Source organism: Alphaproteobacteria bacterium (genome assembly GCA_025800285.1).
In the GTDB taxonomy this organism is placed as follows: Bacteria; Pseudomonadota; Alphaproteobacteria; order JAOXRX01; family JAOXRX01; genus JAOXRX01.
Map to the genome: position 1 here is coordinate 1 of JAOXRX010000089.1, position 1,389 is coordinate 1,389.

Annotated in this window: 3 protein-coding genes; 2 read left to right on the top strand and 1 reads right to left on the bottom strand. The window is 30.5% G+C overall.

Going from position 1 to position 1,389, the window contains the following annotated elements:
• A partial coding sequence (locus OIF36_04825; GenBank protein MCV6599777.1) for a hypothetical protein occupies nt 1-291 on the top strand: 291 nt, incomplete at its 5' end.
• 44 nt (nt 292-335) lie between these two features.
• Nucleotides 336-743 (top strand): hypothetical protein, encoded by a 408-nt coding sequence (locus OIF36_04830; protein ID MCV6599778.1) that lies wholly within the window; start codon nt 336-338, stop codon nt 741-743.
• A 31-nt stretch (nt 744-774) separates the two neighbouring features.
• Here the strand turns inward: OIF36_04830 and OIF36_04835 are convergent, their stop codons facing one another.
• Complete coding sequence (locus tag OIF36_04835; GenBank protein ID MCV6599779.1) at nt 775-1,131, bottom strand: hypothetical protein; 357 nt, start codon at nt 1,129-1,131, stop codon at nt 775-777.
• Nucleotides 1,132-1,389 lie beyond the last annotated feature (258 nt).

Below are 1,389 nucleotides of genomic sequence, written 5' to 3' on the forward strand. Positions count from 1 at the left end.
ACACTTACTTCCATTGGAATACCAATAGCAATAGAACTTGTTTCCAAAATGTTTGTTAAAGGTCTTCAAGTGGATAAAATACCACCTCATCCACCACCAAGTCCTTATTCAAATGTTTATCTTCCACAATCAGGAGGAAAATTTCCAATGTACCCACCTCCATTTTATGGAAAATGGGGAGAAACTATTGGAATGGGAAAGAAAAAAGGAAAGGGAAAAAAAGGCCAGGGATTGTTGTTAGGAAAAAACAGTCCTTTCAGCGGCATCCCAATACTTGGAAGCATTTTGTAAATAAACCTCTTTCCAACTTTGATCTCGAAAAACGGACTGATGATTTGGGGATAAAGTATTTCAGAAGTATTTACTCCAGAGATCGACTTCCTGATCAAATGAAAAATAAAGAATGCGGTATAATTAATTTGGATTCAATTAAAGGATCCGGTACGCATTGGGTATGTTACAGAAACATTGATAAACAGATAGTTGAATACTTTGATCCATTTGGTTTAATTATGCCACATGAAATTCACCACTATCTTTCAACTTCTGGAAAAAAGGTTATTTATTCTCAAGATGAAATACAAAATCGAGATACAGTTCTTTGTGGTTATTGGTGTTTATACTATTTGATTGAAAGACAAAAAGGAAAGAGTATTTTAGATGTTATTCATCATGAAGACTTTGATCATGACAATAGTGATTTCATTAAAGACTATTTCATTAATCATAAGTTTTTGGATTAATTTTATATCTTATTGAAATGATATAAAATTATTAAGATAAAACAAAATCTCTTTCTGACTCTTTTTCAAAATATTGTTTAAATCCGTTTTTTAAGTCACTCATTTTTTTATCAACATCCATCAAAGACGAATAAAGTCTGATCAAATCTTGTAATTTTGAAAGTGTTTTGGATGGGCGGCCTGGTCGTGATTTTATATCTCTGACAACAACTTCAAACATGTCTATCTCTAATTCAAATAATCCTCTATTGAGATTCTTACTTTTTTTCCTTTCTTCATTAATGCATTTTACAATATTTTCAGGAAGTACTTTTCCAAATTCTTTAATGTTTATTATTTCTCTTTCAAATTCATTTTCGGATTCAAATGATAAAGATTCTTCTTCCATTTTATTATAATCTATTATTTTTAAATTACTTTATTTTTATATAATCTAAATATAAAATGAATGAATCCTATTGCATCAAAGATAAAAGAGTTACGCCATGTGCAGAACCAAGTGGATATCAAACAGGTAAAAACGGAAGAAGACAATTTTATCGTACTTGTCCTGTTTGTGGAATAAAGAAAGTGCGGTATGTAAAAAGTAGTTCATCGGGGGAAAAAAAACCTAAAAGGTGATGGAATAATGACAGATGAGATCGGA